The sequence below is a fragment of the Caldimonas hydrothermalis genome (assembly GCF_056746695.1).
The window spans coordinates 1-16,680 of record NZ_JBWQXA010000014.1 but is presented as its reverse complement, the minus strand read 5'-3'; the positions used below and the strand labels follow the sequence as shown (position 1 = coordinate 16,680).

At 68.6% G+C, this 16,680-nt stretch carries 16 protein-coding genes; 11 read left to right on the top strand and 5 right to left on the bottom strand.

Annotation, left to right across the window (positions count from 1 at the left end):
• Nucleotides 1–9 precede the first annotated feature (9 nt).
• A complete protein-coding gene (murB, locus tag AC1ECW_RS14930) occupies nt 10–1,026 on the bottom strand; it encodes a UDP-N-acetylmuramate dehydrogenase (protein ID WP_481202148.1) in 1,017 nt (338 codons plus the stop codon).
• Between the two features lie 48 nt (nt 1,027–1,074).
• Between murB and AC1ECW_RS14925 the strand changes: the two genes are divergently transcribed.
• The 9 genes from AC1ECW_RS14925 (at nt 1,075) to AC1ECW_RS14885 (ending at nt 10,824) form a co-directional block, all read left to right on the top strand.
• Nucleotides 1,075–1,563 carry a YajQ family cyclic di-GMP-binding protein gene (locus tag AC1ECW_RS14925; RefSeq protein ID WP_409704328.1) on the top strand — a complete coding sequence of 163 codons (489 nt, stop codon included), beginning with the start codon at nt 1,075–1,077 and terminating at the stop codon, nt 1,561–1,563.
• 6 nt (nt 1,564–1,569) lie between these two features.
• Nucleotides 1,570–2,208, top strand: coding sequence for a retropepsin-like aspartic protease family protein (locus AC1ECW_RS14920; RefSeq protein ID WP_409704326.1), 639 nt, complete (start codon nt 1,570–1,572; stop codon nt 2,206–2,208).
• Between the two features lie 133 nt (nt 2,209–2,341).
• Nucleotides 2,342–3,538, top strand: coding sequence for an acyl-CoA dehydrogenase family protein (locus AC1ECW_RS14915; RefSeq protein WP_409704324.1), 1,197 nt, complete (start codon nt 2,342–2,344; stop codon nt 3,536–3,538).
• A gap of 1 nt (nt 3,539) precedes the next feature.
• Complete coding sequence (locus AC1ECW_RS14910) at nt 3,540–4,682, top strand: acyl-CoA dehydrogenase family protein (protein WP_409704322.1); 1,143 nt, start codon at nt 3,540–3,542, stop codon at nt 4,680–4,682.
• 68 nt (nt 4,683–4,750) lie between these two features.
• A complete protein-coding gene (locus tag AC1ECW_RS14905; protein ID WP_409704320.1) occupies nt 4,751–5,458 on the top strand; it encodes a 16S rRNA pseudouridine(516) synthase in 708 nt (235 codons plus the stop codon).
• Nucleotides 5,459–5,467: 9 nt separating this feature from the next.
• Nucleotides 5,468–6,466 (top strand): bifunctional riboflavin kinase/FAD synthetase, encoded by a 999-nt coding sequence (locus tag AC1ECW_RS14900; protein WP_409704318.1) that lies wholly within the window; start codon nt 5,468–5,470, stop codon nt 6,464–6,466.
• A 91-nt stretch (nt 6,467–6,557) separates the two neighbouring features.
• Nucleotides 6,558–9,437: an isoleucine--tRNA ligase gene (ileS, locus tag AC1ECW_RS14895; RefSeq protein WP_481202147.1), complete on the top strand. Its 2,880-nt coding sequence runs from the start codon at nt 6,558–6,560 to the stop codon at nt 9,435–9,437.
• On the top strand, nt 9,437–9,937 hold the full coding sequence (lspA, locus tag AC1ECW_RS14890) for a signal peptidase II (RefSeq protein WP_481202146.1): 501 nt from the start codon (nt 9,437–9,439) through the stop codon (nt 9,935–9,937). The genes ileS and lspA overlap by 1 nt, the downstream gene beginning before the upstream one ends.
• A gap of 80 nt (nt 9,938–10,017) precedes the next feature.
• A complete protein-coding gene (locus AC1ECW_RS14885) occupies nt 10,018–10,824 on the top strand; it encodes a DUF2189 domain-containing protein (RefSeq protein ID WP_409708078.1) in 807 nt (268 codons plus the stop codon).
• Here the strand turns inward: AC1ECW_RS14885 and AC1ECW_RS14880 are convergent, their stop codons facing one another.
• Entirely contained in the window at nt 10,825–11,808 is a 984-nt protein-coding gene (locus AC1ECW_RS14880; protein WP_481202145.1) for a quinone oxidoreductase family protein, read from the bottom strand.
• Between the two features lie 84 nt (nt 11,809–11,892).
• Between AC1ECW_RS14880 and AC1ECW_RS14875 the strand changes: the two genes are divergently transcribed.
• Together AC1ECW_RS14875 and AC1ECW_RS14870 are read left to right on the top strand one after the other, a co-directional pair.
• Entirely contained in the window at nt 11,893–12,201 is a 309-nt protein-coding gene (locus AC1ECW_RS14875; RefSeq protein ID WP_409708072.1) for a DUF2007 domain-containing protein, read from the top strand.
• A 42-nt stretch (nt 12,202–12,243) separates the two neighbouring features.
• A complete protein-coding gene (locus tag AC1ECW_RS14870) occupies nt 12,244–13,137 on the top strand; it encodes a DMT family transporter (protein ID WP_481202144.1) in 894 nt (297 codons plus the stop codon).
• A gap of 235 nt (nt 13,138–13,372) precedes the next feature.
• Here AC1ECW_RS14870 and AC1ECW_RS14865 read toward each other — a convergent pair whose 3' ends face one another.
• From AC1ECW_RS14865 to AC1ECW_RS14855, 3 genes are all read right to left on the bottom strand, one after another.
• Nucleotides 13,373–14,026: a hypothetical protein gene (locus tag AC1ECW_RS14865; RefSeq protein ID WP_481202143.1), complete on the bottom strand. Its 654-nt coding sequence runs from the start codon at nt 14,024–14,026 to the stop codon at nt 13,373–13,375.
• On the bottom strand, nt 14,023–16,245 hold the full coding sequence (locus AC1ECW_RS14860) for a M23 family metallopeptidase (protein WP_481202142.1): 2,223 nt from the start codon (nt 16,243–16,245) through the stop codon (nt 14,023–14,025). The genes AC1ECW_RS14865 and AC1ECW_RS14860 overlap by 4 nt, the downstream gene beginning before the upstream one ends.
• A 67-nt stretch (nt 16,246–16,312) precedes the next feature.
• Nucleotides 16,313–16,680, bottom strand: a 368-nt coding sequence (locus tag AC1ECW_RS14855; RefSeq protein ID WP_481202141.1) for a DUF2345 domain-containing protein, incomplete at its 5' end; no start/stop codon positions are given.

Sequence of the window (16,680 nt, the reverse complement as noted above, 5' to 3'; positions counted from 1 at the left end):
CGCTGCCGCTCAAACGACGACCGGCTCGGGCTCCAGCCGGATGCCGAAGCGGCCGTAAACGCTTTCCTGGATGGCACGGGCCAGCGTGACGACCTCGGCCCCGCGCGCACCGCCGAGGTTGACCAGCACCAGGGCCTGCTTCTCGTAGACGCCGGCGCGGCCTACCGTCTTGCCCTTCCAGCCGCAGGCATCGATGAGCCAGCCGGCAGCCAGCTTGTAGCTGCCGTCGGGCAGGGGGTAGTGCACGATGGCCGGGTCGCGGCCGATGATGTCGCGGCACTGCTCGGACGTGACCACCGGGTTCTTGAAAAAGCTGCCGGCGTTGCCGATCACCGCCGGGTCTGGCAGCTTGGCGCGCCGGATCTCGCAGACCCAATCGAAGACCTGCCGCGCATCGGGCGCGGTGATGCCGGTGTCGGCCATGCGTCGTTCGAGGTCCAGGTAGCCCAGCACCGGCTGCCAGGGCCGCGGCAGGCGCAGGCGTACCCTGGTGATCAGGCTCTTGCCCGCCAGGGCCTGCTTGAAGATGCTGTCGCGGTAGCCAAAGCGGCACATCGCCGCGTCCAGCGTCACGCTCCGTCCGGTCACCAGGTCCACCGCATCGAGGGACTCGAAGCGGTCCTTCAGCTCCAGGCCGTAGGCACCGATGTTTTGCACCGGTGCCGCACCCACGGTGCCGGGGATCAGGGCCAGGTTTTCCAGGCCCGGCAGGCCCTGGTCCAGCGTCCAGGCCACCAGCTCGTGCCAGGACTCGCCGGCACCGGCCTCGACGATCCAGGCGTCGGGCCGCTCCTCCACGACCCGCCGGCCGCGCACCTCGACCTTGAGCACCACCGGCGTCAGATCGCGGGTGAGCACGATGTTGCTGCCGCCGCCCAGCACGAATTTCGGCGCCGGGCCCAGACGGGGATGGTCCAGCACGGCACGCACGTCGGCATCGCTGGCGATGCGCACCAAGGTGTGCGCCAGGGCCGGCAAGGCGAAGGTGTTGTAGGGCTTCAGGCTGACGCCCGTCTCGATTTGCATGGCAGAATTTTCCCCGATTGCCACCTGTTCGCGAGACGCGCTCCCGCCATGCCCAGTTTCGACACCGTCCTCGAGCCCGATTTCGTCGAGGTCCGCAACGCCGTGGACCAGTCCAACAAAGAGATCGGCACCCGTTTCGACTTCAAGGGCTCGAGCGCGAAGATCGAGCTGAAGGACAAAGACCTCACGCTCTACGCCGACAGCGACTTCCAGATCGGCCAAGTGATGGACATCCTCGTGGCCAAGCTCGCCAAGCGCAACGTGGACGTGCGCTTTCTGGACACCAGCGCCAAAGTCGAGAAGATCGGCGGCGACAAGGTCAAACAGCTCGTGAAGGTCAAGGCCGGCATCGAATCCGACCTGGCCAAAAAGATCCAGCAGCTCATCAAGGGCAGCAAGCTCAAGGTGCAGGCGGCCATCCAGGGCGACACCGTGCGGGTGAGCGGCGCCAAGCGCGACGACCTGCAAGCGGCCATCGCCCTGCTGCGCAAGGAGGTCACCGAGGTGCCTCTGAGCTTCACCAACTTCCGCGACTGATCCGCCATGCACGGCGCCATCGTCGTCCTCATGGCGCTGGCCCTGCCCGCCTGGGGCCAGACCGTGGCGATGACGGGCCACATGGGCTCGAAGGCCCTGCTGGTCATCGACGGCGGCGCGCCGCGCGCGGTGGCCGCAGGCAGCACCGTGCAGGGGGTGAAGGTGCTGAGCGTCTCGCCCACCGAGGCGGTCGTGGAGATCGCCGGCCAACGCCACACTGTCGTGCTGGGCGCCTCCCCCGTGAGCGTGGGCCGCGCCGGTGCGGCCGCAGGCGGCGGCTCGCGCATCGTGCTCAGTGCAAGCTCGGGCGGCCATTTCCGGGCGCAAGGAGCGATCAATGGCCGCGCCGCCCAGTTCCTGGTCGACACCGGCGCCACCGCGGTGGCCCTGGGCCGTGGCGACGCCCAGCGCCTGGGGGTGGACTTGAGCCAGGCCACCCCCACCCAGGTCCAGACGGCCAATGGCGCCACCGCGGCCCATCGGGTCACCCTCGGGTCGGTGCGCATCGGTGAGGTCGAAGTACGCAACGTCGAGGCCCTGGTCGTGCCCCAGGACATGCCCTATGTCCTGCTGGGCAACAGCTTCCTGGCGCGCTTCCAGATGAAGCGCGAGAACGACCTGCTCTTCCTCGACCGCCGCTACTGACGGTCTGCGCTGCGGAATGACCCTGTCCGCGCCTGCCCCGATGTCGCTCCTGGGACAGCCGGTCTCGAACGATCGTGCGTAAACTGTCCGTTGCGACCGGCGCTGCCGCCGGCCTCGCCATCAGGAGACAGCCATGGATTTGAACTTCACGGCGGAAGAGCTTGCCTTCCGCGACGAGGTGAGATCCTGGGTGCGGGCCCACCTGCCCCAGGATATCGCCCACAAGGTCCACAACGACCTGCGGCTCACCAAGGACGACCTGCAACGCTGGGCGCGGATCCTCGGCAAGAAGGGCTGGCATGGCTATGGCTGGCCCAAGGAGTTCGGCGGCCCGGGCTGGAACGCGGTGCAAAAGCACCTCTTCGAAGAGGAATGTGCATTGGCCGGCGCCCCGCGCATCGTGCCCTTCGGGCCGGTGATGGTGGCCCCGGTGATCATGGCCTTCGGCTCGCCCGAGCAACACCGGCGCTTCCTGCCGGGCATCATGAGCGGCGAGGTCTGGTGGTGCCAGGGCTACTCGGAACCCGGCTCCGGCTCCGACCTGGCCTCGCTCAAGACGCGCGCCGAGCGCCGCGGCGACAAGTACATCGTCAACGGCCAGAAGACCTGGACCACACTGGGCCAGCACGCCGACTGGATCTTCTGCCTGGTACGCACCTCGACCGAGGGCAAGCCGCAGACGGGCATCAGCTTCCTGCTGATCGACATGAAGTCACCCGGCATCACGGTGCGTCCCATCATCACGCTCGACGGCGAGCACGAGGTCAACGAGGTCTTCTTCGACAACGTCGAGGTGCCGGCCGAAAACCTCGTCGGCGAGGAGAACAAGGGCTGGACCTACGCCAAGTACCTGCTGGCCCATGAGCGCACCAACATCGCCGACGTCAACCGCGCCAAGCGCGAGCTCGAGCGCCTGAAGCGCATCGCCAAGGCTGAGCGCAGCGGCGGGCGTCCGCTCATCGACGACCTGCGCTTTCGCGACCAGATCGCCCAGCTCGAAGTCGACATCGTCGCGCTGGAGATGATGGTCTTGCGCGTGCTGTCGGCCGAGCGCGGCGGCAAGAAGGCGCTAGACGTGGCGGCCCTGCTGAAGATCCGCGGCTCGGAGATCCAGCAGCGCTACACCGAGCTGATGATGCTGGCCGCAGGCCCCTATGCCCTGCCGTACATCTTCGAAGCCATGGAAGCCGGCTGGCAGGGCGACTACGTCGGCGCGATGCACTGCGCGCCGCTGGCCTCGACCTACTTCAACATGCGCAAGACCACGATCTACGGCGGCTCCAACGAGGTGCAGCGCAACATCGTGGCGCAGATGACCCTGGGGGTGTGACATGGACTTCGATTTTTCCGACGACCAGGAGCAACTGCGCGACGCCGTCAAGAAGTGGGTGTCCAAGGCCTACGACTTCGAGCGCCGACGCGCCATCGTCAAGGCGGGCGGCTTCTCCCGCGAAGCCTGGGGCGAGATGGCCGAGCTGGGTCTGATGGGCCTGGCCGTGCCCGAGGCCCACGGCGGCATGGGCTTCGGCCCGGTCGAGGCCATGGTGGTGATGGAAGAGCTGGGCCGCGGCATCGTGCTCGAACCCTATGCCGCCGTGGCGCTCGTGGCTGCCAGCGGCCTGGCGGCCCACGGCTCGGCCGAAGTGCAGTCGTCCTGGCTGCCGCGCATCGCCGAGGGCTCGGCCCTCGTGGTGCTCGCGCACCAGGAACGCGAGGCCCGCCATGTGCTGCGCCACGTGACGACCCGCGCCAGCGAAGCCAAAGGCCAGTGGACGGTGACCGGCGCCAAGAGCGTGGTGCCCGTGGGCGACCAGGCCGACGCCTACCTCGTGCCGGCGCGCGTCTCGGGGGCCGACGATGCGGCCGAAGGCATCGCACTGTTCCTGGTGGAACGCAGCGCCGCCGGCGTGGACACGCGCGGCTACGCGCTGCAAGATGGCAGCCGGGCCGCCGAGGTGCGTTTCGCCAACACCCCGGCCACCGTGCTGGCTGGCCCGACCGAGGGACTTCAGGCCCTGGAAGCCATGGCCGACGTGGCCATTGCCGCCCAGTGCGCCCAGGCCGTGGGCGCGATGGACCAGCTCTTCGCGATCACGGTGGACTACCTCAACACCCGCAAGCAGTTTGGTGTGCCCATCGGCACGTTCCAGGCCTTGCGCCACCGCGTGGCTGACATGAAGATGCAGCTCGAACTGGCACGCTCGATGAGCTACTACGCCACGCTCAAGCTGGGCGAGCCGCACGAGCAGCGCCGCCGCGCGATCTCGCAGGCCAAGGTGCAGCTTGGCCAGTCGATGCGCTACGTGGGCCAGCAAGCGATCCAGTTGCATGGCGGCATCGGCGTGACCGACGAATACATCGCCGGCCACTACTTCAAGGCCCTGACCTGCCTGGAGCTGAGCTTCGGCGACACCCTGCACCACCTGGGCGAGGTGTCCGAACGCATGCAGGACACCGCAGGCGTGTTCGCCTGACCCGCGGGGCTACACTGCACGCCGGCCAGCCGCCTTCGGGCGGCTGTCTCGTTTCCAGAGCCCCCATCATGCGACTGCGCGACGTCCTTTTCAGCCAGGGTTTCGGCACCCGACGCCACTGCGACGCCCTCATCCTGGCCGGTGAGGTGCGCATCGCCGGGCACGTTTGCGACGACCCTGACGAAGCAGTCGATACGCAAGGCCTGGTGTTCAGTGTGGAAGGCCAGGACTGGCCCTTCCATGCCAAGGCCCTGGTGATGCTGCACAAGCCCGCGGGCTACGAGTGTTCCCAGAAGCCGTCGGCCTGGCCCAGCGTGATGACGCTGCTGCCCAGCCCCTTGCGCACCCGCGGTGTGCAGCCCATCGGACGGCTCGATCAGGACACCACCGGCCTGCTGCTGCTCACCGACGACGGCGGCCTCATCCACCGCCTCACCTCGCCGAAAAAGCACGTGCCCAAGGTCTATGAAGTTGTCACGGCCGCCCCGGTGACGCCCGAGCAGGTGGCGCAATTGCTCGCCGGCGTGGTGCTGCGCGACGACCCTTTGCCGGTGCGCGCAGCCGCCTGTGAAGCCACCGGGGAACGCTCGCTGCGCCTGACCCTCACCGAAGGCAAATACCACCAGGTCAAGCGCATGGTGGCCGCCGTGGGCAACCGCGTCGAGCGGCTGCACCGCAGCCGCTTCGGTGCCCTGGCCCTGCCGGACGATCTGGCCCCGGGCCAGTGGCGATGGCTCACCGGGCCCCAGGACATCCTCGGCCCGGGCGGCGGATAATCGGTGCCCATGCGTGTCTTCCGCGGCTTTCATCACCAGGGCCTGGCGAGCGCCTGTGCGCTGACCATCGGCAACTTCGACGGCGTGCACCGGGGCCACCAGGCGATGCTGGCCCTGCTGTGCAACGAGGCCCAGCACCGCGGCCTGCCCCCTTGCGTGCTGACTTTCGAGCCGCACCCGCGGGACTACTTCGCCCAGGTGCTGGGCAAGCCCGAGCTGGCCCCCGCGCGCATCGCCCCGCTGCGTGACAAGCTCACCGAGCTGCAACGCTGTGGCATTGACCAGGTGGTGGTGCTGCCCTTCGATCAGCGCCTGGCCAGCCTGGCGCCCGAGGCCTTCGTCGAGGAAGTGCTGGTGCAGGGTCTGGGCGCGAAGTACGTGCTCGTGGGCGACGACTTCCGCTTCGGCGCCAAGCGCAGCGGCGACTATGCCTTGCTCGACCGCCTGGGCGAGCAGCGCGGCTTCGACGTGGCGCGCATGATGAGCTACGAGGTGCACGGCCTGCGCGTGTCGAGTTCGGCCGTGCGCGAAGCCCTGGCCGCTGGCGACATGGAGCGGGTGGCCGGCTTGCTGGGGCGCCCCTACAGCCTGAGCGGACACGTGATCCATGGCCGCAAGCTGGGCCGCGACCTGGGTTTTCGCACCCTCAACCTGCGCTTTCCCCACCCCAAGGCGGCGGCGCAGGGCGTCTTCGCGGTGCGCACCCACGGGCTCGCCGATGAACCGCTGGACGGTGTGGCCAGCCTGGGTCTGCGCCCCACGGTGGACCACAGCGGCCGCGTGCTGCTGGAGGTCTACTGCCTGGACTGGCCCCACGCCCTGGGGCCCGAGGGGGGCTACGGTAAAATCGTTCGTGTGGAATTGCTGCACAAACTGCGCGACGAGGCCCGCTATGACACGCTGGAGGCCCTGAAGGCCGCCATCGACCGGGACGTGGCCCACGCACGCGCCTACTTCGCCTCGCTGCACGGCCGCACGCGCCGCCAGACCACGCGCGACCGAATTTGACGCCCGCCTTGCGCGGCGAGATCGGGCCCGCGCCTGCCCAGCCCTCTGAACGGGCCCGAGACCCTGATGCGCCTTCGCGCGCCCCACGACCATGAGCGACGCCAAAGACTACCGATCCACGCTGAACCTGCCCGACACCCCCTTCCCGATGCGCGGCGACCTGCCCAAGCGCGAGCCGGGCTGGGTGAAGGGCTGGGACGAGCAGGGCCTGTACCGGCGCCTTCGCGAAGCCCGCTGCGGCCGCCCGAAGTTCGTGCTGCACGACGGCCCGCCCTATGCCAACGGCAAGATCCACATCGGGCACGCTGTCAACAAGGTGCTCAAGGACATGATCGTCAAGGCGCGCCAGCTCGCCGGCTTCGATGCGCAATACATCCCCGGCTGGGACTGCCACGGCCTGCCCATCGAGAACGCCATCGAGAAACTGCACGGTCGCAACCTGCCGCGCGACGAGATGCAGGCCAGGAGCCGCGCCTTTGCCACCGAGCAGATCGCTCAACAGATGGCCGACTTCAAGCGCCTGGGCGTGCTGGGCCAGTGGGATGCGCCCTATCGCACGATGGACTTCGTGACCGAGGCCAACGAGATCCGCGCCTTCAAGCGCGTGATGGAGCGCGGCTTCGTCTACCGCGGCCTCAAGCCCGTCTACTGGTGCTTCGACTGCGGCTCCTCGCTGGCCGAGTTCGAGATCGAATACCAGGACAAGAAGAGCCAGACGCTGGATGTGGGCTTCCTGTGCGCCGAGCCCGAGAAGCTGCTGCAGGCCTTCTTCCGCGACACCGGGCTGCCCCACGGCAGCCCCGAGGGCCTGGAAAGCCGGCCGATGTATGCGGTGATCTGGACCACCACCGCATGGACCATCCCCGCCAACCAGGCCCTCAACCTCAACCCCGAGATCACTTACGCGCTGGTGGAGACCCCGCGCGGCCTGCTGGTGCTGGCCGAATCGCTGGTGGAGGCCTGCCTGAAGCGCTACGGCCTGGAAGGCCGCGTGCTGGCCACCACCAAGGGCCGTGCGCTGGCGCTGATCCACTTCCGCCACCCGCTGGCGCATGTGCACCCAGGCTACGACCGGCTCTCGCCCGTCTATCTCGCCGACTACGCCACCGCCGACGACGGCACCGGCATCGTGCACTCGGCACCGGCCTACGGCGTGGAGGACTTCAACTCCTGCGTGGCGCACGGGCTGGCCTACGACCAGATCCTCAACCCCGTGCAGGGCAACGGCCAGTACGAGGCCGCGCTGCCGCTGTTCGGTGGCCAGAACATCTGGAAGGCCTGCGCGGCCATCATCGAGACGCTGCGTGAGCACGACCGGCTCTTCGCCACCGAAACCATCACCCACAGCTACCCGCACTGCTGGCGCCACAAGACACCGGTCATCTACCGGGCGGCGGCGCAGTGGTTCGTACGCATGGACGAAGGTGATGGCATCTTCACCACCGACAAGGCGCCCAAGACCCTGCGCCAAATGGCGCTGGAGGCCATCGAGCACACGCAGTTCTACCCTGAGAACGGCCGCGCCCGGCTGCGCGACATGATCGCCAACCGGCCTGACTGGTGCATCAGCCGTCAACGCAGTTGGGGCGTGCCCCTGCCCTTCCTGCTGGACGTGGACAGCGGCGAGCCGCACCCGCGCACGCCCGAGATCATCGATCTGGCCGCCGAGGTGGTCGAGGCCGGCGGCATCGAGGCCTGGAGCAAGCTCACCGCGGCCGAGATCCTGCAGCGCATCGGCGACCCCACGGACCCGGCCCGGTACACCAAGAGCACCGACATCCTGGAAGTGTGGTTCGACTCCGGCACCACACACACCACGGTGCTCAAGGGCAGCCATGCCGGTGCCGGCCATGACAGCGGCCCCGAAGCCGACCTTTACCTGGAAGGCCACGACCAGCACCGCGGCTGGTTCCATTCCTCGCTGCTGACGGCCTGCGCGATGTACGGCCGCGCGCCCTACCGCGGCCTGCTCACCCACGGCTTCACGGTGGACGGCCAGGGCCGCAAGATGAGCAAGTCCCTGGGCAATGTCGTGGCGCCCCAGGAGGTGAGCGACAAGCTCGGCGCGGAGATCATCCGCCTGTGGGTGGCCTCCACCGACTACTCGGGCGATTTGGGCATCGACGACAAGATCCTCGCCCGTGTGGTGGACGCCTACCGCCGCATCCGCAACACCCTGCGCTTCCTGCTGGCCAACACCAGCGACTTCGATCCGGCCAAGGATGCCGTGCCGCTGGAGCACATGCTGGAGATCGACCGCTACGCCCTGGCGCGTGCGGCCCAGTTGCAGGCCGAGATCCTGGCGCACTACGAGGTCTACGAGTTCCATCCGGTGGTGGCCAAGCTGCAGGTGTACTGCTCGGAGGATCTGGGCGCCTTCTACCTCGACGTGCTGAAGGACCGCCTCTACACCACCGCACCGGGCTCGCGCGCGCGCCGCTCGGCCCAGACCGCGCTGTGGCACATCACCCACGGCATGCTGCGCTGGATGGCCCCCTTCCTGAGCTTCACGGCCGAGGAGGCCTGGCAGGTGTTCGCGCCGGGCGCGTCGGTGTCGATCTTCACCGAAACCTTCTGGGGCTTCCCGGCTGCCGGCGACGAGGCGCTGCTGGCCAAATGGGCGCGCATCCGCGAGATCCGCGATGCGGTCAACAAGGAGATCGAGACCGTGCGGGCCGCCGGCCAGGTGGGCGCCTCGCTGCAGGCCACGGTGCGCATCACCGCTGGCCCGGAGGACCACGCGCTGCTGGCCAGCCTGGGCGAGGACCTGCGCTTCGTGCTCATCACCTCGGCGGCCACGGTGATCGCAGGGCCGGGGCTTGCCGTGCAGGTGACACCGAGCACCGCGCCCAAGTGCGAGCGCTGCTGGCATTACCGCGACGACGTGGGTATCGATGCCGAACACCCCACCCTGTGCGGGCGCTGCGTGAGCAACCTCTTCGGGGCGGGCGAGACCCGCGAGGCGGCCTGATGCCCCCCCAGACCGCACCTGCTGCACGCCTGAGCCGCTGGCTCGGCATCGCCCTGGTCATCGTCGTGCTGGACCAGCTCACCAAGGCCCTGATCCTGCAGCACTTCCAGCTCGGAGAAGGCCTGCCCGTCACGTCCTTCTTCAACATCGTGCGCGTGCACAACCCCGGGGCGGCGTTCTCCTTCCTGGCCTGGGCCTCGGGCTGGCAGCGCTGGTTCTTCATCGCATTGGGGCTGGCCGCCTCGGTGTTCATCATCTGGCTGCTGCGGCGCCATGGTCACGAGCCGCTCTTCGCCGGGGCCCTGACCCTCATCCTGGGCGGGGCCGTGGGCAACGTGATCGACCGCGCCTGGCACGGCTACGTGGTGGACTTCCTCGACTTCCATGCCGGCGGTCGCCACTTCCCGGCCTTCAACCTGGCCGACAGCGCCATCACGCTCGGCGCCATCTTGCTGATCCTCGACGAGATCCGCCGCGTGCGGCGCGAACGCGCCGGCTGAGGCGTTCCGGGGAAGTCCCGGGCGTACCGGCGTGCACGGCTTGCGACAATCGTCTGCATTCCCGTGCCGACGGTCTCGCCATGAATGCCCCCGAGGTCTCACCTCCGCCGCCCACCGTCTTCGACCTGCCGCTGCATCCGCTGGGCTGGCGCGACCCGCTGCGGTGGCTGGCCCGCGGCTGGCAGGATTTCACCCGCTGCCCGGGCCTGGGGCTGTTCTACGGGGCCTGCTTCGCGGGGATGGGCTGGCTGCTGCTGACCGTCTACCAGCACGCCCCGGCCTACACGCTGGCGCTGAGCGCCGGCTTCCTGCTGATGGGGCCCTTCCTGTGCCTGGGCCTGTACGAGGCCAGCCGCCGGCTCGAGCGGGGTCAGCGCCCCGACCTGGGCAGCTCGCTGCTGGCCTGGGAGGCCAAGCTGGGCACCATGGCGATCTTCGGCGGGGTGCTGCTGATCCTCGAGATGCTCTGGGGCCGGGCCTCGCTGGTGGTCTTCGCGGTGAGCTTCGATCACATGCCCGACTTCCAGGGCTCGCTGTGGAAGCTGCTCGCCCCGGAGAACCTGAACTTCATCGTCGCCTACGTGGCCGTGGGCGGGGTGTTCGCGGCGCTGATCTTTGCCGTGAGTGTGGTGAGCCTGCCGATGATCCTGGACCGGCACACCGATGCCATCTCGGCCGCGCTCACCAGCCTGCGGTTATGCCTCACCCAAACCGGAGTGATGCTCTGGTGGGGCTTCCTGATCACGCTGCTCGTGGTGCTGGCGCTGCTGCCGGCCTTCCTGGGGCTGCTGGTGATCGGCCCGGTGCTCGGCCATGCCAGTTGGCACGCCTACCGCGGCGCGGTGGGCCATCACCCCGGGCAGAACACGGCCGCTCCGGGGGCCTGATCAGGGCAGCAGCACGGTCGAGCCGGTGGTCTTGCGCGCTTCCAGGTCACGGTGTGCCTGGGCCACCTCGGCCAGCGGGTAGCGCTGGTCCACACGGATCTTCACCTGGCCGCTGCCCACCATCTCGAAGAGATCGTCGGCCATGGCCTGGGTGGATTCGCGCGTGGCCAGGTGGGTGAACAGCGTGGGCCGGGTCACGTAGAGCGAACCCTTGGCCGCCAGCGTGGCCAGATGGATCGGCGGCACCGGGCCCGAGGCGTTGCCGTAGCTCACCATCAGACCCAAGGGTCGCAGGCAGTCCAGCGAGCGCTCCCAGGTGTCCTTGCCGATGGAGTCGTAAACCACCTTCACGCCGCGCCCGCCGGTGATCTCCTTCACGCGCTCGACGAAGTCTTCCTTGTTGTAGTTGATGACATGGGCCGCGCCCATCTCGCGGGCCAGTGCACACTTCTCGTCGCTGCCGGCCGTGCCGATGAGCTGCAGCCCCATCGCACGCGCCCACTGGCAGGCGATCAGACCGACCCCGCCGGCCGCGGCATGGAAGAGCACCGGATCACCCTCCTGCAACCCGCCCTGGGGCTGGGTCTTGCGCAGCAGGTACTGCACGGTCAGGCCCTTGAGCATCATGGCCGCGCCGGTCTCGAAATCGATGCCGTCGGGCAGCTTCACCACGCAGCGCGCGGGCATCACGCGCACCTCGCAGTAGGCTCCGGGCGGCTGGCTGGCGTAGGCCACCCGCTGGCCGGGCTCCAGGTGGGTGACGCCCTCGCCCACGGCCTCGACCACGCCGGCGGCCTCCATGCCCAGCGTGAGCGGCAAGGCCCCCTGGTACAGCCCGGTGCGCTGGTAGATGTCGATGAAATTCAGGCCGCAGGCGTGGTGACGGATGCGCACCTCGCCGGGGCCGGGCTCGCCGACGTCCACGTCGACGAGCTGGAGCTGTTCGGGGCCGCCGAACTGCCGGATCTGGATGGCCTTGGGCATATGGTTCTCCTCGATGCAGGGGGATCAGCCCTGACGATAAGCCCGCCTGGACGGATTTGCACGATTGGGGGCATGATCCCGGTCATGAAACGGCTCGCACAGGCGCCCAACGTCACCATCGCCACACTGTGGGCGGACTGGCTCGCGCGAGCCGGCGTCGAGGCGAGCGTGCAGCGCTACTTCGCCGGTGGCATCGCCGGCGAAATCCCGCCCGACCAGAGCCTGCCGGAGGTCTGGATCGAGCACCCCGAGCAATGGGCCCACGCCCGCGAGCTGCTCGACGCCTTGCAGCACCCGCACGAGCTGCACTGGACCTGCCCCGCGTGCGGGGAGAGGATCGATGGACCGTTCGAGCAGTGCTGGCAGTGTGGCGCTAACATGCCGCGTCCCTGACCTGTCCGCTATCCCGGGGGCGCCTCGGGGCGTCCCATCCCCATGGCCCGCATCGCCCCCCTGACCCTGCTGTGGCTCATCCTGCCGCCCCTGCTGTGGGCCGGCAATGCCGTGGCCGGCCGCCTGGCCGTCGGCACGGTGTCGCCCCTGCTGCTCAATGCCCTGCGCTGGGCGATCGCCGCCCTGATCCTGCTGCCCCTGGGCTGGCGCATCCTGCAGGCGGGCAGCCCGCTGTGGCCGCGCTGGCGGCGCTTTGCCGTGCTGGGTCTGCTGGGCATGGGCAGCTACAACGCACTGCAGTACCTGGCGCTGACCACCTCCAGCCCGATCAACGTCACGCTGATCGCCGCCAGCATGCCGGTGTGGATGCTGGCCGTGGGAGCACTGTGCTACGGCGAGCGGGCGCGGCACGCCCAAGTGCTGGGTGCGCTGCTCTCCCTGGCCGGGGTGCTGCTGGTGCTTTCGCGTGGCGACTGGGACACCCTGCGCCAGGTGCGGCTGGTCCCCGGCGACCTCTACATGCTGATGGCCGTCATCGCCTGGGCCTTTTACAGCTGGATGCTGGCACGCCCCGGGCCCGGCGAGCGCGACTGGCCCTGGGCCGAGTTCCTGATGGCGCAGATGGCCATCGGCCTGCTCTGGGCGGGGGGGGCCGCGCTGGGCGAATGGACGGCCGGGGCCGCCCACCTCAGCTGGAACGGCTGGGTGCTGTTGCTGCTGGCCTACGTCGCCATCGGCCCGTCGCTCATTGCGTACCGCTGCTGGGGCCTGGGCGTGGCCGCCGTGGGCCCCACGATCGCCGCCTTCTTCGGCAACCTCACCCCCGTGTTCGCGGCGGTGATGTCCGCCGCCCTGCTGGGCGATCCGCCACGCTGGTTCCATGCCGCCGCCTTCATGCTCATCGCCGCGGGCATCGTGGTGTCGTCGCGGCGATGAACCCGCATCGCGGCAAACCGCTATACGCGAAACCTTGTATCGGCCCCCACATCCATGCCGTGGTGCATCTGTACCAGTGATCGGCGCTCAAAGCTTGCGCCCACCGGAGCCACCGCATGACCGCAACGAACTCGGGCCCGCCAGGCACACCCCGTTGAGCCCTCGGCCCATCTGGTGAATGGCTGAGCCAAACGAGCAAACCTGCCACACCACAGGGCATGCACCCCGCGCCGACTCACCGCATCACTGGCTGCGACGCCGACGGCGCAGCGGGTACGGCGTCGTCAATGAACTCGATGCTGCGCAGGATCTTCAGCGCATAGGTCGTCAGGTCATGACGCGGGTTGCGGCGGATCTCAGCCAATAAACCCATCTCAGAGTGGCCGCATACTGCCTTGACCGTATGGATCACGCAGTAATACAGCTTGCGCGATCGATAACGCTCCTCACCAATGACATCATCGACAGCAACAGCCCATCCCGATGCATTGACAGCGTGCACCTGATGAGCCCGTGTCGCCCCCTTGAACAAGACTTCGTCTGCTTCAGGAACGCTGGCCACCCACTCCCCATTGGACAAACGTTTACCCCAACCATCGGTAACGACTTTGCTGTCTGCGTCGTGGCAAATGAAGCGCAATCTGAACGGCTCGATGTAGGTCTTGCGTTGGAGGTTGAGGGGGTTTTCAACCGTCACACTCCCAGAGCCACGCCCATGCCGGCCGCCAGACACACTCGCTGATTCTGGAACAATCAATCGAATGCGACACCCCGGCCCCATGTCCAGAACGGCGGTCTTCGTCGGGTTGTCTGCCGAGCCACTCACATCGGCCTGCGCCGCGCCCACGGCCAGCGCGGCACACACGGCCAGCATCCATCGCTTGCTCACCCCCATCTCCTTCTCGTGTAACCCTCGGGATAGCGCAGCGTGAGCGCTCCTTGCGCATCGGGCAGCCTCATCTCGGTGAGCACCGCCAGCGCCACCCCGTAGGCACAACAGCGGCTGTCGAAGCCGTTGAGCGCCGGGCTGTACAGCCGCTCCACGGCCGCCGGCAGGTTCACCGCCGCGCTGGCGCGCCAGAAGGCCGCGCTGCGGTAGTACACCTTGAAGCCCTGATTCGTCGAGACCTCCTGGCGCTGCACCTCATGCGCCTGGTCGGCATGGCGGGCCATGCCGGACTTTAGCCAGTAAAAACCGGCGCTGTCGGAGGGGGCCCATTGTTCTTCCGGCTGGTCAGGATCGGGGTCTGCCTGCACGTTATCGCGCCACCGTACCATCTGCTGCGTCAACTGCGGGAAATGCACATCGCGCAGCCGCTCATTGTTGCGCTGCGGCGCAGGCAGCCGGTAGGTGGTCTCGTAGGCTTGCTCCAGGGCGCGCTGCAGCGCTTGGGGCACCTCGCGCCCGCGCCAGCGCCAGTACTCGCAGTAGTTGCCCGGGCCGGTCAGTTGCAAAAAGCCCCGCCCGTACCAGGGGGCGTACCACAAGCCTTGTCCGCCCGCCTCGGCCAGGTTGCGCAACCACCCCGTTTCCTGGATGGCATTGCCAAAAAAGCAGGCTTGCCGCATCGGTGTGTCGATGCCGTAGGCGCGTAGCATCTTGTTGAGAGGGACAAGGTGATTTTGAAGCACTGGGTTGCGCTGCACGTCCACACTGCTTTCCGGCACCTGCTCCCACATCACCGCCCGATGCCCGTTGCGCGTGGTCGTTCGTATGGCATGGCTGGGCACCAGTTGGACGAGTTCCTCGCGCGATCGCCAGCCGCAGCGGCGCATCTGGCCGATGAAGGCGCGCGCATCGACATGCCAGCGCGCTTGGAACAGCTCCGGGCAGTCGAAGCACAGCGCGCGCGCATGCGCGCAAAAGCGCTGCCAAGCCTGTTCGTCCATGCCGCTGGGGTGATGCGCGCTGGGCTGGCGCAGCCAGCCCCAGCGCTGCTCCAGGGTGGAGGCATCCCATTCGCTGGGGAACTTGCAGATCGTGCGCGCCAGCCGCGCGCGCACCTCGGCTCGAGCAAGCCGGGCCTGGGCTTCTTCCAAACCAAGGCGCCCATCACCGTCGGCATCGAGCAATTGCCAAATGTGCGGGCTGTCGCACCGGCTGTCGCCGTCTCGGCTGTCGTCGATGCACTGCCAGCCGCGCCAGGGCGGGAAGTCGGCATCGCTGAACCGGGTCGCATCGGCAGCGTTCAGGTTGACCCAGCCGCTGCCGCGCGGCGTGGCAATGCGCCGCCAGTGCGCCATGGCCGCAGGCAGCGGCTGCGGCCCTAGCACGCGCGCCCAGCGCAGCAGCTCGTAGCACGCCGCCGGGGCCACCGGCTGGCCCAAGGCAGCGCTCCAGGCGCGGCTCATCGCCCAGGCCCGCTCGTACAGCGCATACTCCGCCGGGGCGTCTTCGCGCACGCGGCCCAGCACCTGGCCTGCGGCGTCGTAGGTGCTCAGCTCGATGGCCCCGCGCTCGTGGTGCAGGCCCACGATCCAGGGCTCGGCGCTGCGCATGAGCACCACCGCGCCGGCCGGCGGCCGCGAGGTGGTGCCCGGGTCTTGGGCATACACCGGCGTACCCTCGGGCAGGCGCACATAGGCGTCGCCATAGATCACGTCGGTGCGCCCGTGGCGCTGCGCGTCCAGCGCACCGGGCGGACGCCCAAGCAGGCGCTGCAGGTTCTCGTCGTCCAGGCAGATGGTCAGTTGAAACACATTGGGCTGGCCCAGGATGTGGCCCGCCTGGCCCAGCGGGTCTTGGCGGTGGAGGCGCTGGCCCACCCGCACGGTGGGCTCGATGCGGTGCAGGTGCATGGACACCGAGTAATACCGCAGGCGCACGGGGCGGTTTTGCGTGTCCGCGCCGATCTCGGTGTCGTGGCGCAACACGACCACGCCGTCGCTGTGGTAGCCGCCGGCGTAAGTCAGCGCTGGCGTCGCGCTGCGCTGTCGTACGTACAGCACCGTGCCATCGGCAATGGCGCACACGGGCAAGATGCTGGTGGCCCCATCGTGGGGGGCTTGCAGATGCCGCCCACCGTGCCAGCCCAGGCGGTGGCTCACAGGAAACAGCCCATGGTCGCAGCCGCGCACAGCAGCGTCCAGCCAGGCGTCTTCACTCATGGCGCCCTGCTCGGGCACAAAGGGGGGACTGATCAACATGTTGTGCAAGGTGTGCGTGCGTAGCGGCTCACACCGAGAACGGAAACTCCTGCGGCAACGACAGCTCGCCCTGAGGCATCTGCGGCATCAAGGGCTGCACCCGCTTTGCCCCGAGCATGCGGATCTGCGCGGCCTGGATGCGCAAGGTGCCCGGGCAGTGCACTTGCAGGCCCTGGGCGCTCAGGGTGATGCGTGCGCCGCCGGCGGTGGCCAGGGTGAGGCTGCGCGCCGCCGTGGCGTCCAGGTGGGCCGCCGCGCTTTGGATGTCCAGCGCCTGCTGCGCAGCCAGCTCCAGCCGGTCGCTTTGCGCCTGGAGCTGCACCGCGCCTTGGGCGGCCACCAGGCTCAGCCCCGACGATTCGCCAGCGGCCGGCGCCGCACCGGCCAGCACGCTCA